This is a genomic window from Microbacterium proteolyticum, from assembly GCF_030818075.1.
In the GTDB taxonomy this organism is placed as follows: domain Bacteria; phylum Actinomycetota; class Actinomycetes; order Actinomycetales; family Microbacteriaceae; genus Microbacterium; species Microbacterium proteolyticum_A.
Window position 1 is genome coordinate 2,348,036 of sequence record NZ_JAUSZZ010000001.1, and the last position, 26,455, is coordinate 2,374,490.

At 71.9% G+C, this 26,455-nt stretch carries 23 protein-coding genes and 1 tRNA gene; 17 read left to right on the plus strand and 7 right to left on the minus strand.

The genetic code is table 11. The features are described from left to right. Positions 1 to 182: 182 nt before the first annotated feature. Positions 183 to 920, minus strand: a complete 738-nt coding sequence (locus QE392_RS10885) for a TetR/AcrR family transcriptional regulator (protein WP_307451574.1) — start codon at positions 918 to 920, stop codon at positions 183 to 185. Positions 921 to 1,153: 233 nt separating this feature from the next. Between QE392_RS10885 and QE392_RS10890 the strand changes: the two genes are divergently transcribed. From QE392_RS10890 to QE392_RS10910, 5 genes are read left to right on the plus strand one after another with little or no spacing between them, the layout of a single operon-like run. Then, positions 1,154 to 2,719 carry a carboxyl transferase domain-containing protein gene (locus tag QE392_RS10890; RefSeq protein WP_307454124.1) on the plus strand — a complete coding sequence of 522 codons (1,566 nt, stop codon included), beginning with the start codon at positions 1,154 to 1,156 and terminating at the stop codon, positions 2,717 to 2,719. Further along, a complete protein-coding gene (locus tag QE392_RS10895; RefSeq protein ID WP_307451577.1) occupies positions 2,719 to 4,869 on the plus strand; it encodes an ATP-binding protein in 2,151 nt (716 codons plus the stop codon). The genes QE392_RS10890 and QE392_RS10895 overlap by 1 nt, the downstream gene beginning before the upstream one ends. Continuing rightward, positions 4,866 to 6,041 carry an acyl-CoA dehydrogenase family protein gene (locus QE392_RS10900; protein WP_307451580.1) on the plus strand — a complete coding sequence of 392 codons (1,176 nt, stop codon included), beginning with the start codon at positions 4,866 to 4,868 and terminating at the stop codon, positions 6,039 to 6,041. Before QE392_RS10895 ends, QE392_RS10900 begins: the two co-directional genes overlap by 4 nt. Continuing rightward, positions 6,038 to 6,505, plus strand: a complete 468-nt coding sequence (locus QE392_RS10905) for a MaoC family dehydratase (RefSeq protein WP_307451583.1) — start codon at positions 6,038 to 6,040, stop codon at positions 6,503 to 6,505. Before QE392_RS10900 ends, QE392_RS10905 begins: the two co-directional genes overlap by 4 nt. After that, the gene (locus QE392_RS10910; RefSeq protein ID WP_307451585.1) at positions 6,502 to 7,341 is read left to right on the plus strand and encodes an HpcH/HpaI aldolase/citrate lyase family protein; all 840 of its coding nucleotides are present in this window, start codon (positions 6,502 to 6,504) and stop codon (positions 7,339 to 7,341) included. The genes QE392_RS10905 and QE392_RS10910 overlap by 4 nt, the downstream gene beginning before the upstream one ends. 201 nt (positions 7,342 to 7,542) lie before the next feature. Here the strand turns inward: QE392_RS10910 and QE392_RS10915 are convergent, their stop codons facing one another. Together QE392_RS10915 and QE392_RS10920 are read right to left on the minus strand one after the other, a co-directional pair. Continuing rightward, complete coding sequence (locus tag QE392_RS10915; RefSeq protein ID WP_307451588.1) at positions 7,543 to 8,130, minus strand: histidine phosphatase family protein; 588 nt, start codon at positions 8,128 to 8,130, stop codon at positions 7,543 to 7,545. A 382-nt stretch (positions 8,131 to 8,512) separates the two neighbouring features. Next, a complete protein-coding gene (locus QE392_RS10920) occupies positions 8,513 to 9,361 on the minus strand; it encodes a Sir2 family NAD-dependent protein deacetylase (protein WP_307451590.1) in 849 nt (282 codons plus the stop codon). Positions 9,362 to 9,539: 178 nt separating this feature from the next. Between QE392_RS10920 and QE392_RS10925 the strand changes: the two genes are divergently transcribed. Continuing rightward, the gene (locus QE392_RS10925) at positions 9,540 to 10,346 is read left to right on the plus strand and encodes a TrmH family RNA methyltransferase (RefSeq protein WP_307451591.1); all 807 of its coding nucleotides are present in this window, start codon (positions 9,540 to 9,542) and stop codon (positions 10,344 to 10,346) included. A gap of 71 nt (positions 10,347 to 10,417) precedes the next feature. After that, on the plus strand, positions 10,418 to 11,029 hold the full coding sequence (locus tag QE392_RS10930) for a LysE family translocator (protein ID WP_307451593.1): 612 nt from the start codon (positions 10,418 to 10,420) through the stop codon (positions 11,027 to 11,029). 126 nt (positions 11,030 to 11,155) lie between these two features. Here the strand turns inward: QE392_RS10930 and QE392_RS10935 are convergent, their stop codons facing one another. Next, on the minus strand, positions 11,156 to 12,016 hold the full coding sequence (locus QE392_RS10935; protein ID WP_307451595.1) for an SGNH/GDSL hydrolase family protein: 861 nt from the start codon (positions 12,014 to 12,016) through the stop codon (positions 11,156 to 11,158). Positions 12,017 to 12,595: 579 nt separating this feature from the next. Between QE392_RS10935 and QE392_RS10940 the strand changes: the two genes are divergently transcribed. After that, a complete protein-coding gene (locus QE392_RS10940) occupies positions 12,596 to 14,455 on the plus strand; it encodes a DEAD/DEAH box helicase (protein ID WP_307454126.1) in 1,860 nt (619 codons plus the stop codon). A gap of 266 nt (positions 14,456 to 14,721) precedes the next feature. Beyond that, complete coding sequence (locus QE392_RS10945; RefSeq protein WP_307451597.1) at positions 14,722 to 15,801, plus strand: VIT1/CCC1 transporter family protein; 1,080 nt, start codon at positions 14,722 to 14,724, stop codon at positions 15,799 to 15,801. A 48-nt stretch (positions 15,802 to 15,849) separates the two neighbouring features. Here the strand turns inward: QE392_RS10945 and QE392_RS10950 are convergent, their stop codons facing one another. Together QE392_RS10950 and QE392_RS10955 are read right to left on the minus strand one after the other, a co-directional pair. Further along, a complete protein-coding gene (locus QE392_RS10950; protein ID WP_307451599.1) occupies positions 15,850 to 16,893 on the minus strand; it encodes an isopenicillin N synthase family dioxygenase in 1,044 nt (347 codons plus the stop codon). Positions 16,894 to 17,398: 505 nt separating this feature from the next. Beyond that, a tRNA-Leu gene (locus QE392_RS10955) sits at positions 17,399 to 17,484 on the minus strand. Between the two features lie 206 nt (positions 17,485 to 17,690). Between QE392_RS10955 and QE392_RS10960 the strand changes: the two genes are divergently transcribed. Together QE392_RS10960 and QE392_RS10965 are read left to right on the plus strand one after the other, a co-directional pair. After that, entirely contained in the window at positions 17,691 to 18,992 is a 1,302-nt protein-coding gene (locus tag QE392_RS10960; protein ID WP_307451601.1) for a M20/M25/M40 family metallo-hydrolase, read from the plus strand. 8 nt (positions 18,993 to 19,000) lie between these two features. After that, the gene (locus tag QE392_RS10965) at positions 19,001 to 19,849 is read left to right on the plus strand and encodes an undecaprenyl-diphosphate phosphatase (protein WP_307451602.1); all 849 of its coding nucleotides are present in this window, start codon (positions 19,001 to 19,003) and stop codon (positions 19,847 to 19,849) included. A 454-nt stretch (positions 19,850 to 20,303) separates the two neighbouring features. Here the strand turns inward: QE392_RS10965 and QE392_RS10970 are convergent, their stop codons facing one another. Further along, on the minus strand, positions 20,304 to 21,170 hold the full coding sequence (locus tag QE392_RS10970) for a PAC2 family protein (protein ID WP_307451605.1): 867 nt from the start codon (positions 21,168 to 21,170) through the stop codon (positions 20,304 to 20,306). 105 nt (positions 21,171 to 21,275) lie between these two features. Between QE392_RS10970 and QE392_RS10975 the strand changes: the two genes are divergently transcribed. The 6 genes from QE392_RS10975 to tatA all read left to right on the plus strand — a co-directional run bounded on the left by QE392_RS10975 (position 21,276) and on the right by tatA (position 26,423). Further along, positions 21,276 to 21,962 (plus strand): HAD family hydrolase, encoded by a 687-nt coding sequence (locus QE392_RS10975; protein WP_307451607.1) that lies wholly within the window; start codon positions 21,276 to 21,278, stop codon positions 21,960 to 21,962. After that, positions 21,959 to 22,978, plus strand: coding sequence for a tRNA (adenine-N1)-methyltransferase (locus QE392_RS10980; protein WP_307451609.1), 1,020 nt, complete (start codon positions 21,959 to 21,961; stop codon positions 22,976 to 22,978). The genes QE392_RS10975 and QE392_RS10980 overlap by 4 nt, the downstream gene beginning before the upstream one ends. 9 nt (positions 22,979 to 22,987) lie before the next feature. Next, positions 22,988 to 23,935, plus strand: coding sequence for an FKBP-type peptidyl-prolyl cis-trans isomerase (locus QE392_RS10985; RefSeq protein ID WP_307451611.1), 948 nt, complete (start codon positions 22,988 to 22,990; stop codon positions 23,933 to 23,935). Between the two features lie 112 nt (positions 23,936 to 24,047). Further along, positions 24,048 to 25,040 (plus strand): helix-turn-helix transcriptional regulator, encoded by a 993-nt coding sequence (locus tag QE392_RS10990; protein ID WP_307451613.1) that lies wholly within the window; start codon positions 24,048 to 24,050, stop codon positions 25,038 to 25,040. Further along, positions 25,037 to 26,014 (plus strand): helix-turn-helix transcriptional regulator, encoded by a 978-nt coding sequence (locus QE392_RS10995; RefSeq protein WP_307451615.1) that lies wholly within the window; start codon positions 25,037 to 25,039, stop codon positions 26,012 to 26,014. The genes QE392_RS10990 and QE392_RS10995 overlap by 4 nt, the downstream gene beginning before the upstream one ends. Positions 26,015 to 26,168: 154 nt before the next feature. Next, positions 26,169 to 26,423 (plus strand): Sec-independent protein translocase subunit TatA, encoded by a 255-nt coding sequence (gene tatA, locus QE392_RS11000; protein WP_307451617.1) that lies wholly within the window; start codon positions 26,169 to 26,171, stop codon positions 26,421 to 26,423. Positions 26,424 to 26,455 lie beyond the last annotated feature (32 nt).

The window sequence follows — 26,455 nt, forward strand, 5'->3', positions numbered from 1 at the left end:
GCACGTGGGGGTGCGGCCGGTCTTCCGGGGACGGTGGGGCCCGACCGCGAGACCCTCGGTGCCTCTGCGCCGTGGCGGCCCTGCGGGCCCTAAATGGACGGTCGAGGATGCCCGACCCGTCGCGCGATGTTGCGGGGCGTCGACGCGTCGTGGGAGGTCGGCCGTCGACCTCGGACACGCCCTCACGCCGTCAGAGCGGCCAGTGCCATGCGCGTCAGCGTGGAGCGCACGCGGGCGGCCGGCACGCCGCGGAGGCTGTGCGGCGTGGAGTTGATCAGCGCGAAGCACGCCAATGCCCTGACCCGTCGCTCGGCCGGGGTCTCGGCGCCGGGGAACGCATCGGCGAGCGCATCGGTCCAGACCGCGACATAGTCGTTCTGCCGGTCGCGGACCGCGCGCCGGTCGGCGGCGGAGAGGCGATCGAGGTCGCGGTCCTGCACGCGGATGACGTCGGCCTCGGCGAGCGCGAACGCGACGTGGAAGTCGACGAGGGCCGACAGGACGGGGGATGCCGCGGGGGCGGGACCGCCGGCTGTTCCGGCGGAGACCAACCCGGGCACGTCGGGATCGGACGGCGTCGAGCGCGCTGTCGCGCTGACCGTCCGGCCGCCCTCCAGGAGCCGCTCGCTGACGTCGACGAGGATCGCGGCGAGCAGCGCCTGCTTTCCGGGAACGTGGCGGTAGACGGCGGGCCCGCTCACGCCGACCGCGGCGCCGATGTCGTCGAGCGTCACACCGTCGAAGCCCCGCGCCGCGAACAGGCGTGCGGCGGCGGCGAGCAGCGCGGCGCGGCGCTCGGCTTTGGCGCGTCCGCGGGCCGTGCCGGCATCCCCGTCGGCACGCGTCGTCGCGTCGCGGGCGGTCGCGACGGCGTGGGCGTTCGACACGGCGGCAGGGGCGGCGTCGCGGGGTCTTGTCATCGGCATCCTGTCGGGGTTAGCCTGGTCAAACAGTTAATCGACATTAACTGAAATGTCCCGACACGGGACCGACGGCGCCGTCGACGACGCGGTGCCGAGACGGAGCCGCCATGAGCACAGCACCGGTCATCGGAACATCCACGAGCAGGAGCCCGCGGGGCTCCGGCCGCGCTCCCGCCGCGGACGCACCGCGCGACTCCGCGTCCGACCCGGTTGTCGCGCAGGCGGGCTCGATGCCCGACACCGGCCCCACGCAGCGCGACCTCGCCGCCGCCCTGCGCGCCACCCTCGCCGCTACGGCGCGCGGGGGATCGGATGCCGCGCGCGAGCGTCACACCGCCCGCGGCAAGCTCCTCGCCCGCGACCGCGTCGACCGGCTGCTCGACGAGGGCAGCCCCTTCCTGGAGGTCGCGCCCCTCGCCGCTCACGGCCTCTACGGCGGCGAGGCGCCGGCAGCAGGAGTCGTCGCGGGCATCGGCCTCGTGCACGGGCGTCACGTCATGGTCGTCGCCAACGACGCCACCGTGAAGGGCGGGGCGTACTTTCCGCTGACGGTGAAGAAGCACCTGCGCGCGCAGGAGATCGCGCTCGAGAACCGCCTGCCGTGCGTGTACCTCGTCGACTCGGGCGGGGCCTACCTGCCGATGCAGGACGAGGTGTTCCCCGACCGCGACCACTTCGGGCGCATCTTCCGCAATCAGGCGCAGCTGTCGGCGCGCGGCATCCCGCAGATCGCGGCGGTCCTGGGCTCGTGCACCGCGGGCGGGGCGTACGTGCCCGCCATGAGCGACGAGAGCGTCATCGTGCGGAACCAGGGCACGGTGTTCCTCGGCGGCCCGCCGCTCGTGAAAGCCGCGATCGGCGAAGACGTCACCGCCGAGCAGCTCGGCGGCGGTGACCTGCACGCCCGCCGCTCGGGCGTGGTCGACCATCTCGCCGACGACGACGAGCACGCGCTCGAGATCGTGCGCGACATCGTGCGCACCCTGCCGCCCACCCCGTCTGCGGTCTGGCAGGTCGAGCCGGCACGCGAGCCGGCGCGGCCGCCGGAAGACCTGTACGACATCGTTCCCGTCGACGTCACGCAGCCGGTCGACATGCGATCCATCATCGACACCCTCGTCGACGCCGGCTCCCTCCACGAGTTCAAGGCGCTCCACGGCGACACCGTCATCACGACGTTCGCGCGCCTGCACGGCCACCCCGTCGGCGTCATCGCCAACGACGGCGTGCTCTTCAGCGCGTCGGCGCTCAAGGCGGCGCACTTCATCGAGCTCGCCGATCAGCGCGGCATCCCGCTGCTGTTCCTGCAGAACATCACGGGCTTCATGGTGGGGCGGGATGCCGAGGCCGGCGGCATCGCGAAAGACGGCGCCAAGATGGTCACCGCGGTGGCCACCACCCGCGTTCCCAAGCTGACGGTCATCGTCGGCGGGTCCTACGGCGCCGGCAACTACGCGATGTGCGGGCGGGCGTACGACCCGCGGTTCCTGTGGACCTGGCCGGCGAGCCGCATCTCGGTCATGGGCGGCGCGCAAGCGGCATCCGTTCTCTCCACGGTCCAGCGCGACCAGCGCGCCGCGCGAGGGCAGGAGTGGACGGATGCCGAGCGGCAGGCGTTCGAGCACCCCATCCGCGCCCGCTACGACGAGCAGGGTGACCCGTACTACGCCACCGCCCGGCTGTGGGACGACGGCGTGATCGACCCCGTCGACACCCGCACGATGCTGGGCCTCGCGCTCGACGTCGTCAGCCGCCTGCCGCTGGCCGAGCGCGGCTTCGGGCTGTTCCGGATGTGATGGCGGTGGACACTCTCGCGCCCTCGCCTTCGCCGGCCGCACCCCGGCGCGGCGCCGAGCGCCCTTTCGCGTGCGTGCTCGTCGCCAACCGCGGCGAGATCGCGCGCCGGGTGTTCCGCACGCTGCGCCGGCTCGGCATCCGATCGGTCGCCGTATTCACCGAGGCGGATGCCGATGCCCCCCACGCTCGCGAGGCCGATCACGCTGTGCGGGTGCCCTCGTACCTCGATGTCGACGCGGTGGTCGCCGCCGCGATGGCGACGGGGGCGGATGCCGTGCACCCGGGCTACGGCTTCCTCAGCGAGAACGCCGCGTTCGCGCGCGCCTGCGCCGCCGCGGGGGTCGTGTTCGTGGGTCCGGGCGTCGAGGCGCTCGAGGTCATGGGCGACAAGATCCGCGCGAAGGCGCACGTCGCCGCGCACGGCGTGCCGACCGTGCCGGGGTTCTCGGCGGCCGGACTGTCTGACGCCGAGATCGCCGCCGAAGCCGCCCGCACCGGGTACCCCCTGCTCGTGAAGCCCTCGGCCGGGGGAGGGGGCAAGGGGATGACGATCGCCGCCGGACCCCACGACCTCGCCGACGCGCTCGCCACCGCGCGCCGCGTCGCCCGCGCGGCGTTCGGCGACGACACCCTGCTGCTCGAACGCCTGCTCGAGCGGCCCCGGCACATCGAGGTGCAGGTCCTGGCCGACGCGCACGGCACGACCCTGTCGCTCGGCGAGCGGGAGTGCACGCTGCAGCGTCGGCATCAGAAAGTCATCGAAGAGGCGCCGTCGCCCGCCGTCGACGCCGCCCTGCGGGCCCGATTCGGCGAGGCCGCCGTCGCCGCCGCCCGCAGCGTCGGTTACCTCGGTGCGGGGACCGTGGAGTTCCTCGTTGCGGGCGACCGGCTCCACGAGCCCTTCTTCATCGAGATGAACACCCGCCTGCAGGTCGAGCACCCCGTCACCGAGATGGTCACCGGCCTCGACCTGGTCGAGCAGCAGCTGCGCGTCGCCGCGGGCTTCGCGCTCGACCTCCCCCCGGTGCGCCTCGACGGCCACGCCGTGGAGGCGCGCGTCTACGCCGAAGCCCCGTCGCGCGGATACCTGCCCGCGACCGGAACGGTAGGCCTCTGGCATCCGGGACCCGCCCGCGTCGACAGCGCTGTCGAGACCGGCACCGTCGTCAGCGCCCATTACGACCCCCTGATCGCCAAGGTCATCGCGCACGGCCCCGACCGGGCGACCGCGCTCGCCCGCCTCGACGCCGCCCTCGCCGACACCGTCGTGCTCGGCGTCGACACGAACATCACCGACCTGCGGGCGCTCTTGGCTGAACCCGCCGTCCGGGCCGGCGACCTTCACACCGGGCTGCTCGACCGGCGGGGCACACCCGACGCGCCCGAGCCGACGCCCGACGCGCTCGCCGCGGTGGCGGCGCGGGTGGCGGATGCCGGGACCCCCGCGTCCGACTCCGCGTGGGACCGCATCGGGGCGTGGCGTGCCGGGGGAGCGCGGGCGCAGCGCACGGTGTTCCTCGAGGATGACGCGGGCCGACTGCACGAGGCCGCGCCGGCGCCGGGCGAGGCTGTCGTGGTCGGGGGTCCCGCGGAGTTCTGGGTGCACGCCGACGGGGGAGCGCACCGGCTGCGTGTCGTGTCCCGTCGAGCGGCCGCCGAGCGGCGCCGTGCCGCCGCGGGCCGCGCGCCCGGCGCCGTCGACCCCGACCTCGTCGCGCCCCTTCCCGGAACCGTCGTGGCCGTTCACGTCGCCGACGGCGACGCCGTCGAGGAGGGATCCCGGCTCGTCACGATCGAGGCGATGAAGATGGAGCACACCGTGACCGCTCCCCACGCCGGCACGGTGCGTGTGTGCGTCGCCGCCGGATCGCAGGTCGCGCGCGACCAGGTCGTCGCGACGGTGACGCTGGCAGGCGAGGTCCCGGAGCGTGTCGAAGGGCCCGGTACCCGTGGTGTTCCCGAGTCTGCGGCTTCGCCGGTTTCAGCCACCGGCGAGGCAGAGGTCCCTGAGCGTGTCGAAGGGCCCGGTACCCGTGGTGTTCCCGCGTCGGGGGCTTCGCCGGTTTCAGCCACCGGCGCACGCGCCGAAGCCTTCCGTTCCGCCGGCACCCCGGCATCCGCCCCATCCCCCAAGGAGACCCTCTCGTGAGCATCGACAGCCAGCAGGCCTTCACCGACGACGAGCGCGAACTGAGCGCCATGGTGCGCGAGTTCGCCGACGACGTGATCGCACCGCGCTCCTACGAGGCCGACCGCGCGCACGAGCTCCCCCTCGACATCGTCGAGCAGATGGGCGAGATCGGCCTGTTCGGCCTGCCGTTCCCCGAAGAGGTGGGCGGGCAGGGCGGTGACTACGCCAGCCTCTGCGTGGCGATCGAGGGGGTCGCGCGCGTCGACCAGTCGCTCGCCATCACCCTCGAAGCCGGAGTGGGCCTGGGCGCCATGCCGCTGTACCGCTACGGCACCGACGCGCAGAAGGAGAAGTACCTGCCCGACCTCGTCGCCGGGCGGGCGCTCGCCGGGTTCGGCCTGACCGAGGCCGAGGCCGGCAGCGACGCGGGAGCCACGCGCACGACAGCGCGGCGGGATGGCGAGGAGTGGGTGATCGACGGGTCGAAGCAGTTCATCACCAACTCCGGCACGGCCATCACCCGTTTCGTCACGGTCACCGCGGTCACGGGTCGCACGGGCGAGCGCCCCGAGATCTCCGCCCTCATCGTGCCCAACGGCACGCCCGGGTTCACCGTCGGTCCCGCGTACGACAAGGTCGGCTGGAACGCCTCCGACACCCACCCCCTCACCCTCGACGGCGTCCGCGTCCCCGCCGACAGCCTGCTCGGCGAACGCGGGCAGGGCCTGAAGAACTTCCTCCGCACGCTCGACGAGGGTCGCGTCGCCATCGCCGCCCTCGCCACGGGAGCTGCCGAGGGCTGTCTCGAAGCCGCCGTCGACTACGCACGCAGCCGCACGGTGTTCGGCGAGCGCCTGTCGACGCGCCAGAGCATCCAGTTCCTGCTCGCCCGCATGCACGCCCGGGTGCACACGGCGCGACTGGCGTGGGTGCACGCGGCCCGCCTGTGCGATGCCGGCAAGCCCTTCGCGGTGGATGCCGCCGTCGCCAAGATGACGGCGAGCGACGCGGCCATGGCCAATGCCCGCGATGCGACGCAGGTGTTCGGCGGCAACGGCTTCATCAACGAGTACGCCGTCGCGCGGCACTACCGCGACTCCAAGATCCTCGAGATCGGCGAGGGCACCACCGAGGTGCAGCTCATGGTGATCTCGCGCGCGCTGGGACTCACGGGTACCGTTGCCGCATGATCGAGCAGCGCGGCCTGTTTCTGGAGGAGTTCGTCGTCGGCGAGCGCTACGCGCACCGGCCCGGACGCACCGTCACCGACGCCGACAACGTGCTGTTCACGACCCTCACGATGAACACGCAGGCCCTGCACCTGGATGCCGCATACTCGGCGACGCAGCCGTTCGGACGTCCGCTCGTCAACTCGATGTGGACCCTCTCCACCCTCGTGGGCCTGAGCGTCGCCCAGCTCACCCAGAGCACCCTCGTCGCACAGCTCGGTCTGACCGACGTGAGCTTCCCGGCCCCGCTGTTCGTCGGCGACACCCTCACGGCCGAGAGCGAGGTGATGTCGGTGCGGCCCTCGGCATCCCGTCCGGGGCAGGGGGTCGTCGTGCTCGCGCACACGGGCCGGTCGCAGAACGACGAGGTCGTGGCGACCGCGACGCGCACGGTGCTGGTGTGGGCGCGAGAGGCCGCGGCGTGAGCGGGGCGCACCCCGATTCGTGCGCCGGAACACGCGCCTTCGCCCTCGGTCCTGCGCTGCTGTTCGTGCCCGGCAACCGACCCGAACGCCTCGCGAAGGCTCTCGATCGGGCGGATGCCGCCATCCTCGACCTCGAAGACGCCGTCGCCGGGCACGCCAAGACCGTCGCGCGCGAGGCGATGATCGCCGCCGATCCCGACCCCGACCGTGTCATCGTGCGCGTGAACGGACCGCAGACGCCGAACTTCACGCGCGATCTCGCAGCACTGCGCCGAACCCGCATCCGTACGGTGATGGTCGCCAAGGCCGAGGACCCGGCATCCCTCGCCCCGCTGGAGGGGTACGACGTGATCGCGCTGTGCGAAACCGCGCGAGGTGTGGCGAATGCCGAGCACCTCGCGGCGCTGCCGCAGGTCGCCGCCCTCATGTGGGGCGCCGAAGACCTCGTCGCGAGCCTCGGGGGCACCTCCAGCCGGTTCGCCAGCGGAACATACCGCGATGTCGCCCGCCTCGCGCGGGCCCGGGTGCTGCTGGCTGCCGGGGCTTTCGGCAAGCGCGCGATCGACGCGGTGCACGTCGACATCGACGACCTCGACGGCCTGGCGTCAGAGGCTCAGGATGCCGCCGCCTCGGGGTTCGTGGCGAGCGCGTGCATCCACCCGGGACAGGTAGCGACGATCCGCGCCGCCTACGCCCCGACGGCCGAGCAGCTGCGGTGGGCGCGCGGAGTGCTCGCGCAGGCCGAGGAGGGCGCGTTCCGCTACGAGGGGCGCATGATCGACGAGCCGATCCTGCGCCACGCGCGGTCGCTGGTGGCCCGGGCTTCGGCATCCTGAGTCCGGGCGACGAGCTCGCCTGGCGGCATCCCGACCCTGGGTGATGCGCTGGTGCCGCGTGCCGAACTCCGGAGGAATCGACGCGGAGAGGGCGGGAACGGCACGACGGCAGCCGCGGAACCGGATTTTTCCGGAGTTCGGCACGTCGGCGAGGAGTTCATCCGCCCTCGATGGGCGACGGGGGTTCGGTGCGCCCGGCGGTCAGCTCACGACGCCCGCGTACGCGAGCATCTCCCAGGCGTCGCCGTCGAGACGGAACGTCGTCACCGAGCAGTTCGGCAGACGCTCGCCCTGGCGGGGGAACTCCCCGTCGGTGGCGAACATGATGACCTCGCGGATCAGCGCGCCGTGAGCCACGGCGATCACGTCGACGTCGTCGGGCGTCTCGGCCACGACCTCGGCGATCGCAGCGAGCGCGCGCTCGCGCACGACCGGCCACGCCTCGGCGCCCGGGACGTCGGCGGCGTGCCACGGTCCGTACGTCTCGTAGAAGGTCGGGGCGTCCATCCCCTCGGCGTCGCCGTACGAGCGCTCCTGCAGCCCCGGCATCCGACGGCTGACGGTGGTGCCCAAGGCTGCGGCGATGACGTCGGCGGTCTCGGCGGCGCGAGACAGGTCGCTCGAGACGACGACGACCTCACGCCCCGCGTACTCCGAAGCCAGGGTCTCTGCGACCTCACGCGCTTGCGCGCGGCCGGTGTCGTTGAGGGGGATGTCGGTCGAGCCCTGGATGCGACCGCCGGAGTTCCAGTCGGTCTCACCGTGGCGTACGAGGGTGAGGATCGTCACGCGTCGAGCCTAACCCGGGGTGGCATCCGTGGTCCCGGCGGGGGACGGGGTGCGACCCGCGCGTTCGGGAAAGTCCTGGCGTGAGAGGCGTTGGCAGCGGAGGAGAGAGGAGGAGGGGAGGATGCCGGGCGGCGGTTCATCCTCCGCTCGCCCCTCGTCCTCCGCTGGTCACTCCGGAGCGCGCGGGCCCGCGTCAGAGGTGCCCGGGAGCCGCCCGGCCGGTGCTCGCAGGACGTCGGTCGTGCCACCGCGCGCCCGAAAACCGCGGCAGAGCAGGCCCGGCGGCGGCTGGTGTTCGCCGCGCGTCGGTCGTGCCGTGTCAGAGCTGCCCCGGCAGCGGTTGGTGCTCGCAGTGCGCCGGACACGCCACCGAGGTGCCGTGTCAGAGCAGTCCGGGGAGCCGCTGCGCCAGCGCCCGCAGCGCGTCGGTCGTGCCGCCGTCGATCTTGACCGTCGCGCGCTGATCGGCCCGTGTCTCGCCGCGGTTGATGATGACGACCGGCAGGCGCTTGCGTCGCGCGCGCTCGACCAGCCGGATGCCCGAGTTCACGACGAGCGACGACCCCGCCACGACGAGCGCGCCACTGGTGTGGACGAGCTGTTCCGCCTCGCGGAACTTCTCGACCGGGATGTACTCGCCGAAGAACACGACGTCGGGCTTGAGGGTCCCGCCGCACACCGAGCACGACGGAACGACGAAGCCGTCAGCCGAGGCCGGGGTCACATCGCCGTCCGGGCCCAGCTCCACGTTCTCGGGCAGCGTGATCCAGGGGTTATCGGCCTCGACGCGCTCGGCGAGGTCGCGGCGGTCGAAGACCTGGCCGCACTGCAGGCACCCCACCCGGCGCATCGTTCCGTGCAGCTCGACGACGCGCCCGCTGCCGGCGCGCACGTGCAGACCGTCGACGTTCTGCGTGACGACGCCGTTGGCGACCCCCGCGGCCTCGAGGTCGGCGAGGGCACGGTGACCGTCGTTCGGCTCGGCCGCAGCAAAGACCTTCCACCCGAGATGACTGCCCACCCAGTAGCGGCGGCGCGCCTCGGCGCTGGCGAGGAACTGCTGCGCGGTCATCGGCGTGCGCGTGGGAGCACCCTTGCCGCGGTAGTCGGGGATGCCCGAATCGGTCGAAACGCCTGCCCCGGTGAGCACGGCGATGCGACGGCCCGCGAGCACCTCGACAGCCCGATCGATGGATGCCGAGAACCCGGCATCCTTCGTCGTGTCGATCATGCACACCTCCGTCTCGGAAGAGTCTAGGGCGGCGCGCCGACACCCGGCTCGCGCGGCCCGTCCGGTGTCGAGTGTCCAGGACACGCCGTGGCCGTGCTCGTCTGTGCGGCGTGTCGTGGACACTCGCCGGGATCGTCGGGGCAGGGCGCGGGGTTCCGGCGGCTGGCACGATGGGACGATGCCCGTCATCCCCCTCGACTCCGCTGACGACCCGCGCCTCGCCGACTACCGCGACCTGACCGACGTGTCGCTGCGACGGGTGAGCGAGCCCGCGGGCGGGCTCTACATCGCTGAGTCGTCGAAGGTGCTCGACCGGGCGCTCCGTGCCGGGCACCGCCCTCGGTCGGTGCTCGTGCAGGAGAAGTTCCTCGCCGACGCGCTCGCGCTCGTGGGTGAGGATGCGGAGGTGTACGTGGTCCCGGCCGAGATCGCCGAGCAGGTCACCGGGTACACCGTGCACCGGGGGCTGCTGGCATCCATGCATCGCCCCGCCTTGGCATCCGTCGCCGAGGTCGTGAAAGACGCCCGGCTCGTCGTGGTGCTCGAAGACATCGTCGACCACACCAACATCGGCGCCGCCTTCCGCTCGGCAGCGGCCCTCGGAGCGGATGCCGTGCTCGTGACGCCCCGGTGCGCCGACCCGCTGTACCGGCGAAGCGTGCGCGTGAGCATGGGCACCGTCTTCCAGGTGCCGTGGACGCGGCTGCCGGAGTGGTCGGACGCCGCGCCGCTCCTGCACGACGCGGGGCTGCACCTCGCGGCGCTCGCGCTGTCGGACGACGCGGTCACGCTCGACGCGTTCTCGGCCGCGGGTCATGAGCGCGTCGCGCTGCTGATGGGAGCCGAGGGCGACGGGCTGAGCCGCCACGCGCTCGCCGCGGCTGACACGGTCGTCACGATCCCGATGGCCGGGGGAGTGGACTCCCTCAACGTCGCCGCGGCGAGCGCGGTCGCGCTGTGGGAGCTGGGGCGCGGGCGGCGCTGAGCCCGAGCGACGCGTTTCGCGGCCAGTTCCTGCGGTACTGTGCGGAAGCAATCGACTCGAGAGGCCTCCCGATGAGCATTGCGTTCCTGCTGACCACCCTGGTCGTCGTCGCCACACCCGGCACCGGTGCGGTGTACTCGATCGCCGCGGGCCTCTCCCGCGGTTCGAGGGCCGGTGTGGTCGCCGCTTTCGGCTGCACGCTGGGCGTCGTGCCGCACATGATCGCCGCCATCACGGGGCTTGCCGCGATCCTCAACGCGTCGGCGGTCGCGTTCCAGACCATCAAGTGGCTGGGCGTGGCCTACCTGCTGTATCTCGCGTGGCAGGTGTGGCGCGATCGTTCCCTCATCGAGGTGGATGCCGACTCTTCACCCGTGTCGTTCTGGACGGTCATCCGTACGGCGGTGCTCATCAACCTCCTCAACCCGAAGCTGACCATCTTCTTCTTCGCCTTCCTGCCGCAGTTCGTGCCCGCGGGGGAGGCGGACGGCACCTGGCACATGATCGGTCTGAGCCTGGTGTTCATGGCGTTGACGTTCGTCGTCTTCGCGCTGTACGGCGTCTTCGCGGCGGCGATGCGGGCCCAGGTCATCACGCGCCCGAAGGTCATGGCCTGGCTGCGCCGGACGTTCGCCGCGACGTACGTGCTGCTCGCCGGGCGCCTGGCTCTCGAGAGCCGGTGAGAGCGCGTCACTGAGGCCGGCGTCGCGGACAGCGGTGAAGCCCGGGTCTCGGCCGGGCTGAGGCCTGTGTTCCCGGGCGGGCTGGGGCCTGCCCTGGGCGCGGCCCATCGTGTGTCCGGGCGGTCCTCAGACCGGCGTCCCGGGCGAGGCCGCGGCATCCGGACCCGGCGCGAGGGTGATGACGGGCAGCGGCTCGGGCCGCTTCGCCTGGATGTGGTCGCCCGACGACTGGTGCCGCAGCCGCCGCAGAACCCACGGAACCAGGTACGAGCGCGCCCAGACGAGGTCCTTCTCGCGCGCGGCGCGCCAGGTCGTGGCGGTCAGTGCCTCGGGCTGCTGCGGCTGCAGGTCGTTCGGCACGTTGAGCGCTCGCAGCACCATCCGGGCCACCTCGTGATGACCGAGCGCGTTGTAGTGCAGCCGGTCGTCGTCGAAGAAGCGCATGTCCTGCACTTCTTTCAGTCCCCACTGATCGGCGACGACGCAGTCGTGAACGTCCGCGATCGCGCGGATGTTCTCGTTGTAGATCGCGACCTTGCCCCGGATGCCACGGAACACGGGCGTGAACTCGGTGTCGATCGCCGTGAAAACGACGACGGTGGCGTTGTCGCGACGCAGGCGGATGACGGCATCCTCGAACTGCTGGGCGACGGCGTCGGGATCGCTGCCCGGACGGATCACGTCATTGCCGCCGGCGGAGAACGTGATGAGGTCGGGCTTGAGCGCCAACGCGGGCTCGATCTGGTCGGCGACGATCTGCCCGATGAGCTTGCCGCGTACGGCGAGATTGGCGTATGCGAAGTCGTCGACCTGGGATGCCAGAACCTCGGCGACGCGATCGGCCCACCCCCGGTGGCCGCCGTCGGGCAGCGGGTCGCCGATGCCCTCGGTGAACGAGTCGCCGATGGCGACGAAGCGGCGCCAGGGGTGCGTGCCGGAATTGTCGGGCGAGGGCGAGGTGCGGGGCGAGTGCGGATCGAGTGTCATTCGAAACCTCCTCGTCCAGGCTAACCCCGGGTCCCGACACGGCCCAGAGTCGTCCAGCCGTCCCCGATGAAACCCTCATCGCGTTTACCGCCGATGAGGCGCCGGAACGACTCACAGGCCGCCGCCGCGGCCCGTCTCCGTGACCTATCGTTGATGTTCGCGCTCGCGAGGGAAGGAGGTTCGATGCTGGAAGAACAAGCCCGCACCCCGAACCTCCCGCACACGCCGTCGGAGACGGATGCCGAGACCCCGGCGCGCATCGCCAGTCCCGGTCCCGCGGTATCCCCGGCGCGCATCGCCAGCCCCGGCCCGGTCGCGAGTCCTGGCCCGGTCGCGAGTCCCGGCCCGGTTGCGAGCGCCGGCCCGGTCGCGAGTCCTGGCCCGGTTGCGAGCGCCGGCCCGGTTGCGAGTCCCGGCCCGGTTGCGAGTCCCGGCCCGGTCGCGAACACGGTGCCCGCGGCATCCGCCCACGCGCCCGTCACCGCCCCCGCGGCGCCGGACGTCGCGTCCGCGCCGGTCCCCGCGGCATCCGCCCCCGCCGACCCGTCGCACGCCACCGCCCCGATCGCCGACCACGCCATCCCCGGCGAAGAACCCACGTCGGTCGACGGCGTCGAACCCCACTTCGGCTCGTTCGCCGCCGAGCACCTCTCGCCGTCGTTCCCGCAGCGCGCGCCGTGGGGAACCGCGCAGCGCCTGCGTGCCTGGCAGGCCGAGGCGCTCGACCTCTACTTCGGCCTCGACGGACCCGACGGCGAGGGCAAAGGACCCCGCGACTTCCTCGCCGCCGCCACCCCCGGCGCCGGTAAGACCACGTTCGCCCTGCGCCTCGCGTCCGAGCTCATGCGCCGTCGCGTCGTCGACCGCATCGTCGTGGTCGCCCCCACCGAGCACCTCAAGACCCAGTGGGCCGAGGCGGCCGCGCGGGTCGGCATCCGTCTCGATCCCTTCTTCTCCAACCGCCACGCCACGCCCTCGCGGCAGTACCACGGCGTTGCGGTCACGTACGCGCAGGTCGCCGTGAAGGCCGAGGTGCACCAGCGCCTGACGATGGATGCCAGGACACTCGTCATCCTCGACGAGGTGCACCACGGCGGCGACGCCCTGAGCTGGGGAGACGCGCTGCGCGAGGCCTACAGCCGCGCGACGCGCCGCCTGCTGCTGTCGGGAACGCCGTTCCGCAGCGACACCGCGCCGATCCCGTTCGTGGAGTACCACCCGAACGCCAAGGGCATCCGGCTCTCGCGCACCGACTACGCCTACGGCTACAAACGCGCCCTCGAAGACGGCGTTGTGCGCCCGGTCTTCTTCCTCGTCTACGCCGGCCAGATGCGCTGGCGCACCAAAGCGGGCGAAGAGATGGAGGCCCAGCTCGGCCAGGACAACACCAAAGACATCACCTCGCAGGCCTGGCGCACCGCGCTCGACCCGAACGGCGACTGGATCCCGGCCGTCCTCCGCTCCGCCGATCGTCGCCTGACCGAGGTGCGCGAGACGGTTCCGGATGCCGGGGGCCTGGTCATCGCGACCGACCAGACCGCCGCGCGGGCGTACGCCGCCATCCTCGAAGACATCGGCGGCGAGAAGGTCACCGTCGTCCTGTCCGACGAAGCCGAGGCGTCGAGTCGTATCGAGGAGTTCTCGAAGGGCACGAGCCGCTGGATGGTCGCCGTCCGCATGGTGTCGGAGGGCGTCGACGTCCCACGCCTCGCCGTCGGCGTGTACGCCACGAGCGCCTCGACGCCGCTGTTCTTCGCCCAGGCCATCGGCCGTTTCGTGCGCGCTCGCCGTCGTGGTGAGACGGCGAGCGTGTTCCTGCCGAACGTGCCGCAGCTGCTCGCCCTCGCCGGTGAGATGGAGGCGCAGCGCGAGCACGCCCTCGACCGCGACAGCGACGCGGACGACCAGTGGAACGCCGAAGAAGACATGATGGATGCCGCCGAGCGCGAGGACAAGGCCTCCGACGCGCTCGAGCAGGAGTTCGAGTACCAGGCCCTCGGGTCGCTCGCGCACTTCGACCGCGTGCTCTTCGACGGCCAGGAATTCGGCCAGCTCGCCGTGCCCGGGACGATCGAGGAGGAGGAGTTCCTCGGCATCCCGGGCCTTCTCGAACCCGAGCAGGTGCACGAGGTGCTCATGTCGCGGGCGACGCGGCAGTCGCGACACCGCTCCACCCGCGAGGCGACAGAGAAGGAGAGCGGCATCGAGCCGCCGAGCGTCGACGACGGCGGCCTGCCGGGGCCGCTCCATCGCACCCTCAAGGAGCAGCGGCAACTGCTCAACACCATGGTGGGTCTGTACGCGCGCCAGAGCGGCGAGCCGCACGGTCTCGTGCACGCCGAGCTCCGCCGCATCTGCGGGGGGCCCGCCGTGTCGCACGCCACCGTCGCGCAGCTGCAGGCACGCATCGACGTGCTGCGCAAGCGCGTGCATTCCTGAGGCTCGCCTCCTGTTGCCCGACCATCCCCGCGGGCCGGTACGGCGACGCGGTTCCTCAGCCGGACGCGCGATGGCGCCGACGCGGAGCACGGCGTTCCCGGCCGTCTTCGCCGACCCGCTTCCGCGGTCCCGACGGGCGGGCACCGAGCCCCCGGCATCCGCGTCGATCCGGTCTTCGGAGGGCCGAAATGCTGTCAGTATCGGCCGACGCGCCCGGGCGCGGGGAACCGTCTCATTACGGTGGAGGGCGACCTGAAGGAGCCCGAGTGACGACCCTCGCCACCCCCACCGCCCGCGACCGCCGCCGCTGGGCGCGGTACCTCGTCGATGAGCGCGCCGAAGCGCGCGTGTATCGCGAGCTCGCCGCGCGTCGAACGGGCGAAGAGCGCGACATCCTGCTCGCGCTCGCCGAGGCCGAGGGCCGCCACGAGCAGCACTGGATCGACCTGCTGGGCGAGAAGCCGCAGCGTCTGCCGCACCCCGGCGTCGGCACCCGCCTGCTGGCGTGGATGGCCCGCCGCTTCGGGTCGATCTTCGTGCTCGCGCTCGCTCAGAACGCCGAGGCCCGCTCGCCCTACGCCGACGAGCCCTACGCGACGGCCGCCATGGCGGCCGATGAGCGGGTTCACCACGAGGTCGTCCGCGGACTCGCCGCGCGCGGGCGCCGGCGCCTGTCGGGGACCTTTCGCGCCGCCGTCTTCGGCGCGAACGACGGCCTCGTCTCCAACCTGGCACTCGTCATGGGCGTCGGCGCCACCGGTGTCGCCCCCAGCTTCGTGCTGTTCAGCGGCATCGCCGGGCTGCTGGCGGGCGCTCTGTCGATGGGCGCGGGCGAGTTCGTGTCGGTGCGGTCGCAGCGCGAGCTGCTCCAAGCCACCGAGGAGAGCGATTTCGCCGACTCCGCCCTGCCCCACCTGGACCTGGATGCCAACGAGCTCGCCCTGGTCTACCGCACGCGCGGCATGGACCCGGATGACGCCCTCGCCAAGGCCCGCGAGGTCGTCACAGCCGCTCAGGCGGGCACCGCACCGGCTGCCGCGGCGCCGGGGGAGAACGCTCACGACGTCGTCGGCAGCGCCTGGGGTGCGTCGATCTCGAGCTTCCTGTTCTTCGCCTCGGGTGCCATCGTCCCCGTGCTGCCGTGGATCCTCGGTATGAGCGGTCTCGGGGCCGTCGTGCTCGCGCTCGTGCTCGTCGGCATCGCCCTGATGGGCACCGGTGCCATGGTGGGCCTGCTCTCGGGCGCGTCGCCGCTCAAGCGCGGCCTGCGGCAGCTCGCGATCGGCTTCGGTGCGGCGGCGGTCACCTACGTGCTCGGTCTGGCGTTCGGGGTCACCGCGGCCTGACGCGAAGCCCGGGACCGCGGTCGGGCCGCGCGGCGGCGCGGGTCGGCTTCAGCCGCGGGTGCCGGCCAAGCGTGCCGCCTCGCGCACGGCCGAGACGTTCTTCCGGCCGGCCCGCGAGCCGCCGAGCTTCGCGGCGATGTGCTCGCTGACCGTCACCGGGTCGTACAGGGCCGGTGACTCGGCGGTGACGAAACCGGGCAGCGGGGCGATGACCGCGTCGGCGTTGCCGTCGTGGAAGAACGCCGCCGACCGGCGCCGCTCGATCGTGCCGTCGATGATCGGCGGCTTCACGCGGTGCAGGGTCGACATCCACTTGTCGTTCGTCAGGCGGGCCGCCACGTCGCCGAGATTCACCAGCAGCGCGCCGTCGGCGGGGGCGACGTCGTTCCACGACCCGTCCTGACCGAGCACCTGCAAGCCCTTCACCTGGTCGGCCCACAGCACGGTGACGAGCCCGAAGTCGGTGTGCTCGCCCATGCCCGTCAACTCCGCACCCAGCTCGATCGAGCCCGGCGGCAGGGCGTAGTTGTTCATCCGCAGCACGTCGATGGAGTGGTCGGTGACGTCGTCGAAGAAGTCCTCCCGAACGCGCAACGCGGCCGCGAAGATCCGTGTGAGCGTGTGCGCCACCCGACGCGCTTCGTCGTAGTACGCGGTGACCGCCGGCTCGAATGTCGTCGTCTCGGTCGGCCAGGTGTTCTCGGCGTAGTCCGCGGCCGTGGCCGTGCTCCCCGGATACTCCGCCGCCGACGTGCCCACGTTGAACGCCTCGAAGAAGTCGTTCATCCGCGTCACGGGATCGACACCCAGGCTGTAGCTCAGTGACTCGCTCTTCGGCGGGCTGTAGCCGCGGTTCTCACCCGACGGCCGCACATACTGCTTCTTGGCATCCAGCGGGAGGGCGAAGAAGTCGTCGAGCGCCTCCGTGAAATCGGTGATCACGGCATCCGGGATGCCATGACCCACGATCTGCATGAACCCCACGGTGCGGCACGCATGGTCGACAGCCGCCACCACCGCAGCGCGCGCGTCGGGGGAGCCGGGACCCACCCAGGCCGAGATGTCGATTTTTGGCACGGCGAACGGAGGCATGGTGCGACGCTAACCCGGCCGTGTCACGCCGGTGTTTCTGCACGGTCACGGTCGCGCGGTGGCGGATGCGGCGCGCGGAGCCTCCGGCGGTGTGGGCCCAACCCCGCACGGGGCCCATAGCCCTCCCGCTCCCGCAGCAACGAGAAAGACCCCCGGGATGAACCCGGGGGTCTTCGTCGTTCTGTGCGCGAGGGGGGACTTTCCCTCCGCCCACTCCACCCGCTGCTGCGCAGCGCGCGGAGCCTCTGGCGGTGGGGCCCAACCCAGAACGGGTTCGAAGCCCTCCCGCTCCCGCACGAAACGACGAAGACCCCCGGGATGAACCCGGGGGTCTTCGTCGTTCTGTGCGCGAGGGGGGACTTTCCCCACCGCCCCTCCACGCGCCGCTGCGCGACGCGCGGAGCCTCCGGCGGCGTGGGCCCAACCCCGCACGGGCCCATAGCCCTCCCGCTCCCGCAGCAACGAGAAAGACCCCCGGGATGAACCCGGGGGTCTTTCTCGTTTGTGCGCGAGGGGGGACTTGAACCCCCACGCCCGTTAAAGGGCACTAGCACCTCAAGCTAGCGCGTCTACCTATTCCGCCACCCGCGCATCTGGGTGTTTGTCGCTTGCGCAACGAGGAACGACATTACCACGCAGCGGCCCGCAACTCGAACCGACGGGGCACCCCGGGCGCGCCCGAAGGCGCGGACCGAGGCGGGGGAGGCCCCGGCACCGCGACGCACGTCAGATGCGGCGCCGCACCACGACGTCGACGCGGGCGGGAGATGTCGCCGCACCCCGGTACGGTAGTGCGCATGTCCGAGCCCGAAACCGACGTCCCCGAGGTCGCGCGCGTCGCCGCGGATCTCATCCGGTTCGACACCTCGAACTACGGCGGCGGCCGCGCGAACGGCGAACGCGAAGCGGCGGAATACGTCGGCGCCTACCTCGAGCAGCTCGGCCTCGACACCGAGTACTACGAGCCCGTCGAGCGCCGCACCAACGTGTGCGCCCGCGTGCCCGGTCGCAACCCCGACAAGCCCGCGCTGATCCTGCACGGCCACCTCGACGTCGTCCCCGCCGTCGCCGAGGACTGGAGCGTCGACCCGTTCGCCGGTGAGATCCGCGACGGCATCCTGTGGGGTCGCGGTGCCGTCGACATGAAGGACATGGATGCCATGATCCTCACCTCCGTCGCCGAGCTGCTGCGCGCGGGGGAGCAGCCCGAACGCGACGTGATCGTGGCGTTCTTCGCCGACGAGGAGAACGGCGGCGTGGAGGGATCCGCGCGCGTCGTCCAGGACAGGCCCGAGTGGTTCGCCGGAGCGACCGAGGCGATCAGCGAGGTCGGCGGCTATTCGATCGCCGTGGGAGACCGGCGCGCGTACCTGCTCCAGGTGGGCGAGAAGGCCCTCATCTGGATCAAGCTGATCGCCCGCGGTCGCGCCGGCCACGGCAGCGGCTTGCATCCCGACAACGCCGTCACCCGACTGGCCGAAGCGGTCACGGCCCTCGGCCGCACCGAGTGGCCGATCCGGCTCACCGACACGACGGCGGCGCTGCTGGCGGGGCTGGCCGAGATCACGGGTGACGACGCGGGCGACCCCGACGCTCTCGCCCTGCGCACCGGCGCGGCATCCAGCTTCATCCGCTCGACGCTGCGCACGACGACCAACCCCACGGGGGTGACCGCGGGCTACAAGCACAACGTCATCCCCGACCGCGCCGAGGCGTGGATCGACGTGCGCGTGCTGCCGGGCACGGAGGCGGCCGCCCTCGCAGACATCCGACGGATCGTCGGCGACGGGATCGAGATCGAGATCGTCCATCAGGACATCGGCCTCGAGGTGCCGTTCTCCGGTGACCTCGTCGATGCGATGGTCGCTCAGCTCGGCCGCCACGACCCGGGCGTGCCCGTGGTGCCGTATCTCATGGGCGGCGGCACCGACAACAAGGCCCTCTCCACCCTCGGAATCTCCGGTTACGGATTCGCACCGTTGCGACTTCCCGCCGATCTCGACTTCACCGGAATGTTCCACGGTGTCGACGAGCGCGTCCCCGTCGATGCGCTCGAGTTCGGTCGACGTGTTTTCGCCGACCTCCTCCGGACGTACTGAAGGACCGCATGCATATCTTCGAGGTCATCATCCTCGGGCTCGTTCAGGGCCTCACCGAATTCCTTCCCATCTCCTCCAGTGCGCACTTGCGCATCGTGGGCGAGTTCCTCCCGTCGCAGACCGACCCCGGCGCGACCTTCACCGCCATCACCCAGATCGGTACCGAGCTCGCGGTGCTGATCTACTTCCGCAAGAAGATCGCGCGAGTGATCTCGCGGTGGTTCCTGTCGCTCAGCGGCAAGGTCCCGCGCAACGACCCCGACGCGCGGATGGGGTGGCTCGTGATCATCGGCACCATCCCCATCGCGTTGCTGGGCGTGCTGCTGCAGAGCCTCATCCGCGACAACTTCCGCAGCCTGTGGATCACGGCGGTGGTGCTCATCGTGTTCGGCATCCTGCTCGGGCTCGCCGACCACTATGGCGCGCGCCGTCGCGACCTCGACGACCTGACCTACCCGCACGGCGTCGCCTACGGTTTCGCGCAGGCCCTCGCCCTGGTGCCCGGTGTCTCGCGCTCGGGCGCGACGACCACGCTGGGACGCGCACTGGGCTACAAGCGCACCGCCGCGGCGGAGTACTCGTTCCTGCTCGCCGTCCCCGCGGTGTTCGCCAGCGGGCTGTTCGAGCTCTACAAGAGCTTCGACGAGGGCACCGGCCCCTACAACCTCGGCGAGACGGCGATCGCGACGGTCATCGCGTTCGTGGTCGGCTACCTCGTCATCGCGTTCCTCATGCAGTACCTCAAGCGCGGCAGCTTCCTGCCGTTCGTGATCTACCGCGTGGCGCTCGGCATCGTGATCATCGTGCTCCTCGTGCTCGGGGTGGTCCCGGCCGAGTCGGCCATCATGGCCGGATAGTTCCGGATGCCACGACGGCGCCGTCCCGACGGGGGCGGCGCCGTCGTCGTCCGGGGCGGGGAATGTGCAGTGGGGCGGCCACGACACGCCCCACTGCGCTTTTCGCGCCCCGAATCAGGCGCCCCGCGCCGCGTGCCCCGCACGGCGAGCCGTGAGCCGCGACCGCCGCGCTGCGCGAAGCGATCGCCCGCGTCGGCGCGGCGACCGCCGTGCCTCAGCGCCGGGACCCCGCCCGCGTCAGCGCCGGAACCCGTGCGTCAGCGCCGGGACCCCGCCCGGATCAGGCGCCCCGCGCCGCGTGCCGCGAGCTGCGTGCCGCGCGACAAGATCGCCCGCGTCAGCGCCGGGACTCCGCCCGCGTCAGCGCCGCGCGACCGATCGCCCGCGTCAGCGCGGCGACCGCCGCCCGTCAGCGCCGGGACCCCACCCGCGCCAGCGCCGGGACCGCCGCCCGTCAGCGCCGGGGCGGGTCGTCGCGGCCGGGCTTGGCGGGACCTTCGCCTCCGCGGCGCAGATATCGCTCGAACTCCTGCGCGATCGCGTCCCCCGACGCCTCGGGGGAGTCCCACGTGTCACGCGTCTGCTCGAGCTGACGGATGTAGTCGCTCATCTCGTCGTCGTCGGCCGCCGCGGCGTCGATCGAGGCTTCCCACTGACGCGACTCGGACTCGAGGTCTCCGCGGGGCACGGTGATGCCGGTGATCGTCTCGAGCCGTTCCAGCAGGGCCAGAGTGGCCTTGGGCGACGGGGTGTGGCCCGCGACGTAGTGGGGCACGCTCGCCCACAGGCTCGCCGTGGGGATTCCCACCTGCTCCGACGCGTGACCGATCGCGCTCAGGATGCCGACGGGCCCCTCGTACAGGCTCCGCTCGAGGCCGAGCGACTGGCGAACGGCGTCGTTGTCGCTGCCGGCGAAGACGGAGATCGGGCGGGTGTGCGGCACGTCGGACATCATCGATCCGAGCGCCACGAACCCGGTGACGTCCTCACGCAGCGCGACGTCGATGAACTCCGCGGCGAAGGCCTGCCAGGCGCGAGCGGGTTCGACGCCCACGAGCAACCAGATCTCCGCGTCGTCCGAGCGACGGGTGGGGCGCAGCAGCTTCGCCTCGGGCCAGGTCAGGGTGCGACGACCCTCGGCATCCAGTCCGATCTGGGGGCGTGTGTACTGGTAATCGAAGTACAGCTCCGGATCCACGGAGTGGACGACCTCGTACTCGACGTCGGCGCGCAGCATCGACGCCGCCGCTGACGCGGCCTCTCCGGCGTCGTTCCAGCCGTCGAAAGCGGCGACGATGATCCGGCGACCCAGTGCGTCCACGCAACCTCCTCTGCCCCGTCGGGGCTGCATTCCACAATAGGCGTACGCGCGCGGAAGCGGCCCCGGCCGACCGGCGACCGTGCGCGCCCTGGATACGATGGAACGATGACTTCTCCGGCCCCCGCCGCCGTCCTCTGGGACATGGACGGCACGCTCGTCGACACCGAGCCGTACTGGATGGCCGCGGAGACCCCGCTGGTCGAGCGTTTCGGCGGCACCTGGACGCACGAGCAGGCCCTGGGGATGGTCGGCCTCGCCCTCGAGGACTCCGCCCGGCTGCTGCAGAACGCCGGCGTCCCCTGGAGCGCCGACGACATCATCGCGTACCTGACCGACGAGGTGCTGCGCCAGCTCGCCACCACCGGCGTGCCGTTCCGGCCCGGTGCGCGCGAACTGCTCGCCGACCTGAAGGCCTCGGGGGTGCGTACGGCGCTCGTGACGATGTCGATGCGCCGGATGGCACTTTCGGTCGTCGAGCTCATCGACTTCCCCGCCTTCGACCTCGTCGTCGCCGGTGACGACGTGGAGCGTCCCAAGCCCCACCCCGACCCCTACCTTCAAGCGGCGGATGCGCTCGGCGTCGACATCCGTGACACCGTCGCCATCGAAGACAGCCCCAACGGCCTGCGCTCGGCCCTCGCCAGCGGCGCGGTGTCGCTCGGCGTCCCCCTGATGGTTCCGCTCGACGGCGTGGGTGCGCACGCGCTGTGGCCGAGCCTTCAGGGCCGCACCACCACCGATCTGCGCGAGCTGCACGCCGCGCACACTGCCACCCGGCTGGAGAACCGATGAGCGAGACCCCCCACCTGAGCGGCCCCTTCCGGGTGGGCGACCGGGTGCAGTTGACCGGTCCGAAGGGCCGCATGCACACGATCACCCTGCGCGATCAGGGCGAGTTGCACACCCACAACGGCGTCCTCAAGCACGAGCTGCTCGTCGGAGCGCCCGACGGCAGTGTCGTCACCAACAGCTCGGGCCACGATTACCTGGCCGTGCGCCCCCTGCTGCGCGACTTCGTCATGTCGATGCCGCGGGGCGCGGCGATCGTCTACCCCAAGGACGCCGCGCAGATCCTCGCCCAGGCCGACATCTTCCCCGGCGCGACGGTCGTCGAGGCGGGCGTGGGCTCCGGTGCGCTGTCGCTCTGGCTTCTGCGGGCGATCGGTCCGGCGGGGCGCCTGCTGTCGTTCGAACGCCGCGAGGAGTTCGCCGAGGTCGCCCGCGCCAACGTCGAGACGTTCCACGGCGAGCACCCCGCGACGTGGGACGTCATCGTGGGCGATCTGGTCGAAAGCCTCCCGGATGCCGTGGCCCCGGCATCCGTCGACCGCATCGTGCTCGACATGCTGGCACCCTGGGAATGCATCGACGCGGCCGCCGACGCACTGACCCCGGGCGGTGTGGTGCTCTGCTACATCGCCACCGCCACGCAGCTCAGTCGAGTGGCCGAGTACATCCGCGCGACGGGGCTGTTCACCGAACCGGATGCCAGCGAGACGATGGTGCGCGGATGGCACGTCGAGGGGCTCGCGGTGCGGCCCGACCACCGAATGGTGGCGCACACCGGCTTCCTCATCACCGCGCGCCGCCTCGCGCCCGGCGCGATCCCGCCGGAGGTGAAGCGCCGTGCATCGAAGTCGAGCTACGGCGACGAGGACGTCGAGCTCTGGACGCCCGGGGCCGTGGGCGATCGCGAGATCACCGACAAGAACCTCCGCAAGCGCGTGCGCGAGGCCCAGAAATCGGCGGAGGGCGTCCGGCAGTCCGTCGCGGGCGCCGCGTCGGGGGAGCACGGCTCGACCGCCTAAACTGTTCCGGTGCGCAGACTCCCCGCTCTCGTGGCCGTGACCGCCCTGGCCGGATTCGGCCTCGTCGGGTGCTCGGCATCCGCCGCCTCGTCGTGCCCGACGCCCACCGACAGCGCGATCGCGTCCGTCGTCGATGCGCCGGGTGAGGTCGGTTCGGTGCCCACCATCTCGGTGCGTTCGCCGTTCCTGCCGTCGCAGGCGGGCACCGCCACCCTGATCGAGGGCACCGGTCCGCGGATCACCACTGATTCGCAGCTCGCCCTCGTCGATGTGACGGTGCTCGACGCCGCGTCCGGCGAAGAGCTGGTCGCCACTCCCTACAACGCCGATGTCGCCACCGCGACGCCGCTGCCGCGTCTGACGCAGGCGGTGCCCTCCCTCGCGCCGCTGATGCAGTGCGTTGCCGAGGGCTCCCGCGTGGCCGTGGCCATCCCGGGCGACGACCTCGGTGCCCAGGGCGCGCAGGCGCTCGGCATCGCCGAGGGTGACGGTGCGGTGTTCGTGTTCGATGTGCGCAAGGTCTTCCTACCGGCCGCCGACGGCGCCGACCAGTACAACGCCGACTCGGGGATGCCGTCCGTCGTGCGCGCCCCCGATGGTCAGCCGGGTGTCGTCATCCCGGCCGGCGATGCCCCGACCGAGGCGCGGTGGCAGACCATCAAGAAGGGCGACGGCCTGACGCTGACCGCCGATTCGTCGGTCGTCATCCACGTGCAGGGAGTCGCCTGGGGCGCGAAGACGACCTTCGCCTCCACGTGGAAGAACGGGGCGCCCGGGCAGGCGCAGGTGTCGGTGCTGCCCCCGGTCATGGCGTCGGCCCTCGAGGGCCAGACCGTCGGCTCGCAGGTCCTGATCGTCGTCCCCGCCGACCAGACCGAGCAGGACCAGCAGATCCTGCAGGCACCGGCCGACGTCGCCCTCGTCTACGTCGTCGACATCCTCGGCACCGTCGGCTGACGCCACGGCCCGCCCGACGGGGCTCATGCTCCGATCCCTCCGCTCCCCGTCGGTGCGCATGCCCGACGGGCCGGTCGGCGGGTCGGTGCCTCGCGACGCCTAGGATGGGCGGGTGTCCGCCACCGCCTCTCGCAGCGCCCCCGAGGAGCGTCTCGTGAATCTCGTCGTCGCTCTCATGGCGACCGAGCAGGGGCTGACGAAGGACACGATCCTCTCCTCAGTCTCCGGATACCGCGAACAGCTCGAAGCCGGAGCGTCGAAGGACGCCCTCGAGAAAATGTTCGAGCGCGACAAGGAGAACCTGCGCGGGCTCGGCATCCCGATCGAGACGATCGGCAACCGCACCGACCCGGACGACCTCCGCGAAGCGCGTTACCGCGTGCCGACCGCGGAATACTCCCTTCCCGAAGACATCTCCTTCAGCCCGGCCGAGGTGGCCCTGCTCAACATCGCCGGCAGCGTCTGGGGGAGCGAATCGCTCTCGGCCGACGCCCGCAGCGGGCTGCGCAAGATCCGGGCGCTCGGCATCCCCGTCGACGAGCCCATCATCGGATACGCCCCCCGGATCCGCGTACGCGACGCGTCGTTCCCCGCGCTGCAACGTGCGATCGAGCAGTGCCGCGTGGTCACCTTCACCTACCTGCGACCGGGTGAGGCGCGTCCGCGGGAGCGTCGCATCCGCCCTCTGGCCCTGCTCGAGTACGAGGCCCGCTGGCACGTGTTCGGGTTCGACCTGAACATGGATGCCGACCGCACCTTCCTGCTGTCGCGGATCATCGGCGAGGTCACCGTGACGCGCGCCTCCTTCCCGGCCGCCCTCCGCGAGGGTGCGGGGGAGCGTGCGCTCGCGGGTCTGCGCGCGGTCGCCGATCGCCAGCGGGCACTGCTGGAGGTGCACCCCGGCACCGAGGCCGCGCTGAGGCTCGCCCGCCGCGCCGAAGAGGCGCCGCAGGGCATCGTGGTGCCCTTCGTCGACCTGCACGTCTTCGCCGACGAGCTCGCCTCGTACGGGCCCGAGGTGCGCGTGGTCGCACCCGAGGATCTGCGCGCCGAGGTCGTGCGCCGGCTCGAGGCGACGCTTCGCCTGCACGGGGGTGCCGCGTGAACCCCGAACGACCCGTCGCCGCCCTCGACCGTGCGGCGTTGCTGCTGCAGCTCGTGCCGTACCTGCTGGGCAAGGGCGAGGTCACCGTCGCGGAAGCGGCGGCGGACTTCGACGTCGCGCCCGCGGAGATGCGCGCGATGGTCGAGCGCCTCACCGTCATCGGTCTTCCCGGCGAGAGCGGGTACTGGCAGCTGCCGCACGATCTGTTCGACATCGATTGGGATCTGCTCGACCGCGACGACGTCATCGCCATCACCAACACGGTGGGACTCGAGCGGTCCCCGCGACTCACCGCACGCGAGGCGGCGGCGCTGCTGGCCGGCCTCCAGCTCGCGAGGAGTCTGCCGGGCTTCGGCGACAACGAGCTCGTGACGGGTCTGCTCGGCAAGCTCGCTCGGGGAGCTGCCGCCGCCCCGCCGCCCGTCATCGTCGCTCCCGGTCCGGTGGACGGGATGCGCGACGTCGTCGATCGCGCCCTCCGCGAACGCGTGGCGGTGACCTTCACCTACCGCGCGCCCGGCGCCGGGCCGACCACACGCACCGTGGACCCCATCAAGGTGCACATCGCGAACGACCAGTGGTACCTGCAGGGCTGGTGCCATCTGCGTCGCGCCGTGCGCACGTTCCACCTCGATCGCGTCAGCGATGCAGCCCTGACCGACATCCCGGCCCTGCACGGCGGCGACGAGGTCCCGGAGCTGTTCGCACCGTCCGACGACGAGGTGGTCGCGCGCCTCCGCTTCCCGCGCACGGTGGCTCCCCTGCTGGCCGACTATCTCGAACGAGCGGAGATCGAGGACGCCGACGGCACCCTGCGGGTGGCATCCCTTCGCCTCGCCGATGAGCAGAGTCTGAAGCGCCTCGCCGCGCGTCGCGGTGGAGAGGTCGAACTGCTCGAGCCGGCGGGTGCGCGACGCGCCGCGGCGGAGTGGGCGGCCGCGGGGCTCGCCCAGTACGAGTCCCCGGAGCCCTGAGCGCCGGACGCGATTGCGCGGGATTCCGCCCGGCGCCCCGCCGGTGCTGCGCGATCCGATCGCCCGCCCGCGCCTCCCGGCCCGCGCCTCCCGGCCCGCGTCGAGGAGCGCGGGTTAGACTGAGACCTACGCCCGACAACGACGAGGAGTCCCCATGTTCGGCAACCTCACCGGATGGCACCTTCTGGTCGTCCTCGCGGTCATCCTCCTGCTCTTCGGTGCCGCAAAGCTGCCCGCGCTCGCCAAGAGCATGGGGCAGTCCGCTCGCGTCTTCAAGAGCGAGATGAAGGAGATGAAGCGCGACGACGAGATCGCTGCGCAATCCTCCGAGGCCCCGCGCTCCGCCGATGCCGGCACCACGCCGACTGTGTCTCCGGAGCCGCGCAGGTCGACCGACCCGTCCGTCTAAGCGGTGGCGACGGCAGGACCGCCGCGGATCGA